Annotated in this window: 4 protein-coding genes; 2 read left to right on the top strand and 2 right to left on the bottom strand. The window is 62.4% G+C overall.

Going from position 1 to position 6,252, the window contains the following annotated elements:
- Positions 1 to 344: 344 nt before the first annotated feature.
- On the bottom strand, positions 345 to 1,622 hold the full coding sequence (locus tag FH08_RS0122445; RefSeq protein ID WP_031360509.1) for an SGNH/GDSL hydrolase family protein: 1,278 nt from the start codon (positions 1,620 to 1,622) through the stop codon (positions 345 to 347).
- Between the two features lie 561 nt (positions 1,623 to 2,183).
- Here FH08_RS0122445 and FH08_RS0122440 point away from each other — a divergent pair.
- Entirely contained in the window at positions 2,184 to 3,386 is a 1,203-nt protein-coding gene (locus tag FH08_RS0122440; protein WP_031360508.1) for a methyltransferase, read from the top strand.
- A gap of 32 nt (positions 3,387 to 3,418) precedes the next feature.
- Here FH08_RS0122440 and FH08_RS0122435 read toward each other — a convergent pair whose 3' ends face one another.
- The gene (locus FH08_RS0122435) at positions 3,419 to 4,690 is read right to left on the bottom strand and encodes a TIGR03862 family flavoprotein (protein WP_031360507.1); all 1,272 of its coding nucleotides are present in this window, start codon (positions 4,688 to 4,690) and stop codon (positions 3,419 to 3,421) included.
- A 149-nt stretch (positions 4,691 to 4,839) separates the two neighbouring features.
- On the opposite strand from FH08_RS0122435, the gene FH08_RS50535 reads away from it, so the two are divergent.
- On the top strand, positions 4,840 to 6,249 hold the full coding sequence (locus FH08_RS50535; protein WP_075583361.1) for a dipeptidase: 1,410 nt from the start codon (positions 4,840 to 4,842) through the stop codon (positions 6,247 to 6,249).
- The last annotated feature ends 3 nt before the right edge of the window (positions 6,250 to 6,252 follow it).

Here is a 6,252-nt window from a genome sequence, read left to right as displayed (position 1 = left end):
GGGTTACCCCGGAAAACACCACCACGCTTAAAGCCAAGCACCAAGCGCCCACACTTATCGGCTGTTAGTTTTTAAAGAACATTCGCTATTCACCGCAGCATCCCTACCCTCAGAACCCTGCCGCTTTCGCGTCGCTGCTCGTGCAGCACAGAAACGAGATTATGAAGAATCTTTTTCTCCTTGTCAACAAGTTTGTGAGCGTTTGCTTTCAAACTTACCGACTTTGGAGGCCGCTTGTTTCTTTAGCGGCCCTCGTTGCGAAACGAGGAGACGAATAATAGGCGATGGAACGGACTAAGGCAAGGGCATCCGGAAATTATTTTCGGGAATACCCTAGCGGCCCCTTAACGCCCCTTCCCCAGCCCCATTTCGTCGATGGGAACGGCTTCCGACATGACCGCATAACCCGCGTCGCTAGGATGGATATGGTCGCCGCTGTCATAACGTCGCTGGAGACGGTCTGGATGGGCTGGGTCCCGGAGCGCCTGGTCAAAGTCGATCACGCCATCGAATGCGCGACTTGAACGGATCGAGTCGTTTACTGCTGTCCTGATCGCTTCACGCTCCGGCGGCAGCGAGGCCGGCGTCAAGGTCGCGCCGTAGATGCGGACCCCGCGCTGGTGGGCCTGCGCAATCAGCCGCTGATATCCGCGCAACAGCAAATCGGCGGTTACCGGCGTATGGGGATCATCGCAATCCAGGCCCGCGTGCGGGGGCATCGCGGGGAAATTGATGTCGTTGATGCCAACCAGCAGGATCACCGTGCGCACCCCAGGCTGGCGCAATGCGTCGCGGTCGAACCGGGTCAAGAGGGCTTCGCCGTAGCACGGCGACCCACTCAGCAAGCGATTACCGCTGATTCCCGCGTTCACGACGGCAGTGCCGTCGATACCCTTTTGCGTCAGCCGACGCGCCAAAGCATCGGGCCAGCGCCGGTTCGCGTTCGGCGTGGAGCGCATACCATCGGTGATCGAGTCTCCGATTGCGACCAGCGCGCGCGCCGGTGTGGTATCGACGGAAACGCTCGTCAGCCACACGAACTGCGTAAAGCGGGTGCGAAACGCGGTGGCGTCGGTGTCCGAAGAATGGTTGCCTGGCGTCGATACGTAATTCGTCTGGTTCGCCACCCTATGCCACGCGACCATTTTTTGGCCTGCTTCCATGTAGGTGCTGACGGCGAGCGGCTGGTGGGCGGCGACGTCGAAGGCGATCGGGTCGCTATCCAGTTGGCCACCCGGCGCGATGGTCACGCCCGGCTTGCCGCCAAACGTCACGGCTCGGCTCGTCCCTGCGCGAGTCGCCGCCGCGTTGCCGGATATAGCGCGCGCCACTTGCGCGCCCTCGATCACCAGCGGCGCAGTGCCGTACACATTGCTGAAGCGCAGCCGGACGTGCCGGCCGTCGATGGCGGGATACACGATCTGCCGCACCGTCCGGCCGCCGATCTCAGGCGCGCGATACAGCGCCGGCAAATCCGCCCGTTGCGGGATTGCTTGTAACGCCGTGCCCCAGGCGCTGACCCAGCGTTCGGCGGGCGCATCGTCGGCGAGAGCGCTGGCGGATGGCAGCAGGGAAACAAACAGCGTCGTAGCGGCAACGGCGGAAAGGACGCGAAGGTTCATCGATGGACGGGTGTTCTTGAGGGAAAAAACGATTGTGCCTGAAGAGGCAAACCAGGCGCTTACAGTTGACTGGATGGATCCGCGGCTCCTTATGGGCCACTCGACCTGGGCTCGTGGCATGGCTTCCGGCGCGGCGCCAAGACGTTGCCCGTGCACACGGAGAGGTGCAATGAGCTGTAATGCCACCAAACATGCCCGCGTGGACCCGCAACTGGCTGGCTTTCGGGCGCGGCGTAGAGTGAGCCCGCCCACCGGCAAATGTGCGATGCACCGAGATGCTACCGAACACACTGGCGCTCGCCCGCAACTGGCTGGCTCGGGCACTGCGTAGAGCGAGGCCGCCTACCGGCAAATGTGCGATGGATCGTCAATGCTACCGAACACGCCCGTGTCCCCCCGCCGACTGGCCGGCTTTTCGGGGCAATGAAAATCCCTTCGCCCGACACTGAAGCGGATCCACCGCACGCCTTTTGTCGTCGAAAATCGGACCATTTTGTGAAAAGCCCTCAGAATGTCGGCATTCCGCCTCGCGGTTCTCACTTTGTCCGGTACTTATTCAGCATGCATTCCAAAACTTCTCCCAGCACCAGCGCCGCACCTTCCCACATTGAATGGGAGGAAAAAGGCGAGAATCATTCGGCGCTCTGGCACTCGGAAAGCGGAATCGCGCCGCCCAAACGTGTGGTGATCGGCGATGACCAGATGACCGCCGACTCCGCCTATCGGCTGGCTTGCGAGGGCACGGCCATCCTCTGGCGCGGCGATTTCCAGAACGCTCGCCAGTTGCTGCAGGCGGTGGCACGACGCATCGAAACACGGCCGAAAAAGTCTGCCAAAGCCAAAGCGAAGGAACGCAGCGCGGCCCCCGATGCACCGCCGGCCGCGCCGCCCGCTCCGGCCGAGGCGTTCAATTTACATCGGCTCGCCCAGTCACAGCGGGCGCGCACGCTCGGCATGCTGCTCTTGCCGCTGGACGCCGAATACGCCATTCCGCTGCGTCGTGCGCCCGATGTCAAAGAAGCGTGTGAGGAGGCTTATGGGGCGCCGGCCGGAGAGTCGGTCGTGTCGCTGCGTGAGGTGCTAGGGCTCGTCGGCGCGCACGAGTGGCGCAAAAAGGGCGTGGATGTCGAGGCGCTCGGCGCTCGGATTCATCCCTACTACGGCGTGTTTTCGCCGGTGCGCGGTGAGTACATCAAGCTGGTGGCGGACCAGCCGTTGCCATCGAAGGAACTGGCTTTCGATATCGGCACCGGGACGGGCGTGCTTGCCGCCTTGCTGGCCCAGCGCGGTGTGAAGCGCGTGATCGCGACGGAAATCGATGCCCGGGCCCTGGCCTGCGCGCGTGAAAACATCGAATTATTGGGGTTTGAGCAGCAAGTGAAGGTGCTCGAGGCCGATTTGTTTCCGGAAGGCCGCGCGCCGTTGATCGTCTGCAATCCGCCATGGCTGCCGGCCCGGCCGAGTTCGGCGATTGAACACGCGATCTACGATCCGGAAAGCCGCATGCTGCGCGGATTTCTCGATGGCCTCGCCGCGCATCTGACACCCGGCGGCGAAGGCTGGCTGCTTCTTTCCGATATAGCGGAACATCTCGGCCTGCGAACACGAGCGCAATTTCAGGAGTGGGTCGACCGCGCCGGGTTGAAGACGGACGGCCGGATGGATATTCGTCCGCACCACCCCCGCGCCGCCGATAAAACCGATCCGCTCTATCACGCGCGTTCTGCCGAAATCACGTCGTTGTGGCGTCTTGTGCCGGCTTGAGTTCAGTTCCGGCGCTGGCATCCAGGCGGGTTTTATCCCGGCTGTAGATAAGCCAGCGCCGCCTCACCCGCGACCAAACCGCTCGCGAAACACGCGGTGAGCAGATAACCGCCCGTCGGAGCTTCCCAATCCAGCATTTCTCCTGCGCAGAAAACGCCGGGCAGCGCGTCGAGCATCAAGTGCGCATCAAGCGATTCGAACGTCACGCCGCCCGCGCTGCTGATCGCTTCGGCGATCGGCCTTGGGCGCAACACAGTCAGCGGCAATGCCTTGATATGTTCAGCAAGGCGCGCGGTATCGGCGAAATCTTCGCGGCTCGATAACTCTCGCAGCAAACCCGCCTTCGCGCCCGTCAGATGCAGACGACTCTGCAAATGGCTCGACATGGAACGCGCGCCGCGTGGATGCGTCACTTCGTCATGAACACGCTGCGGCGTCAATGCCGGCAAGAGATCGAGGAAAAACGTGCCGTCACCGGCAGCTAGCCGATCGCGGATACGCGCCGACATCGCGTAGATCAGGCTGCCTTCAATACCTGTTGACGTCAGCAGACATTCGCCCGTGCGCCATTCGATATCACCACCCTCCAGCGGCAAGCCGATTGCAATCGCTTTCAGCGGTTCGCCCGCGAAACGGCTGCTGAAGTGCTCGCTCCAGTTGATATCGAAGCCACAATTCGACGGCTTGAACGGCGATACACCCACGTCGCGTGCTTCCAGATGAGGGATCCACGCGGCGTCCGAGCCGAGTCGCGGCCAGCTCGCGCCGCCCAGCGCGAGGACGACAGCATCGGCTTCGACCGAGCGCTCGCCGTCCGGCGTGGCGAACCGCAAAACCTGCAGAGCCCGCCGAGCGCCATCGCCCCAGCCAATCCACTTATGCCGCATATGAAACCGTACTCCCGACCCGCGTAGCTGATGCAACCAAGCACGCAGCATGGGCGCGGCCTTCATGTCGGTGGGAAACACGCGGCCCGAGCTGCCGACAAAGGTTTCGACGCCCAATCCGTGAACCCATGCGCGTAAAGCGGTGGCATCGAAACGGCGCAGCAGCGGTTCAATCTGTGGCCGGCGCTCCGCGTAACGCGAGAGGAATAATTCGGCGGGCTCGGAGTGCGTGAGATTCATCCCGCCCTTGCCGGCCATCAGGAACTTGCGGCCAACCGACGGCATGGCGTCATAGAGATCCACTTCCACACCGCCCGCCGCCAGCGCCTGAGCAGCCATCAAGCCTGCAGGACCGCCGCCGATAACGGCAACGCGCGCGCAACGAGTTTCAGAGGAGGACGGCAAAGGTGACGGCATGCGAAAGACACGATTGAAAGCGAAGCCGCATTGTCGCATTCGGCATCGGGGAACTGCGAACTGCCCCGGGCTTGCACTGGGGACACTAACTGAGTGCGCTCTACCTCCCACTGCATAATCCGGCGACGAAGTTCGTAAAGGAGATGTCGATGCAAATCGATTGGTCGAGCATCCGTTCCGGTCAGGCCGACGCGCTGCATGACGCGATAGTCGAGCTATCCGGCTGGATCATTCCGCTCGAATTGGAACCTTGTGTCGATTATTTTTTGCTGGCGGCCGACGCCCCGTGTTGTTCAGGCTGCGTGCCAACGGATCCGCGATCGAGCATCGAGGTCATTGGCGCTTCGTTGATTCAGGTGCAGGACGGCCCGGTGACCATTCGCGGACGACTGCGCCGTCTGGTCAATGATCCGGCGGGCTGGCGTTATCAACTCGTCGATGCCTGCGTGACGAGCCAGAAAAGGCCATTCGGCCGGCGAGCGTTCCTGGCATCGACGGCTGCGTTGGGTTTGGTCGCCTGCGCCCGTGGCCGCTTCGCCGGCTATACCGATAATCAGGATGCGCAGGCTACGGTTCAAAGCTGGCGCTCGAGCGACACGCTGACGATGGACATGCACAGCCACGCCGGCCGGGTGACCATTTCCCGCGACCCGGCGATTGGCGCCAACCGCCCTTTCGCCGCGCTTGCCGCGCCCATGCGTAGCGGCGGGATGAACGTGGTCACGCTGGCGATCGTCACCGATACCGTGGTCACGCAGGTATCGGCGAATCGCAAGCGTTTCGAAGCGTACCGGGCGCCCGCGCCCGGCGAGCTGTACGCGCTTGGGCAAACCGAATTTGCGCGGGTGCACGCGTTGATCGAGCGCGAACAATTAAATGTTGTCACCAGCGGAGCGTCACTAAAAGAGAACGTCGGGCCGGGCGTGATCATCGCTGCGGAAGGCGGGGACTTTCTGGAGGGGCAACTGGATCGCGTTGATGAGGCGTACACGCAGCACCAGTTGCGTCATCTGCAATTGGTGCACTACCGGGTGAATGAACTCGGCGATATCCAGACCGCACCACCCCAACATGGGGGTTTGACCGATTTCGGCGCGCAAGTGGTTCGGCGATGCAACGACCTCGGGATCGTTGTCGATGTCGCGCACGGCACGTTCGATCTGGTTAAACGGGCGGCATCGGTGTCATCGAAACCACTCGTTTTGTCTCATACGGCGCTGTCCGCCCATCCCGGCGGCCGAAGCCGGCTGATCAGCCCCGACCATGCTCGGGCCGTCGCCGATACGGGCGGTGTTATCGGCATCTGGCCAAGTTCGGGAACATTCCGGGATTTGCAGGGGATGGCCGAAGGCGTCAAGCGGATGGCCGATCTGGTCGGCGTCGACCATGTGGGCATGGGCACGGACATGCTGGGCTTTATTTCTCCGCCGGTTTTCACCCACTACGGTCAGTTGCCGGACTTCGCGAACCAGCTTTTAGCCGCAGGATTCTCGGACGAAGAGACCCGGAAGATTCTTGGGGAGAATTACAGGCGGGTGTTTGAGGCGAGCGTGGGGTAGACG

This window comes from Caballeronia sordidicola, assembly GCF_000729995.1.
GTDB lineage: Bacteria > Pseudomonadota > Gammaproteobacteria > Burkholderiales > Burkholderiaceae > Caballeronia > Caballeronia sordidicola_A.
This window is presented reverse-complemented; position numbering and strand designations above follow the sequence as displayed.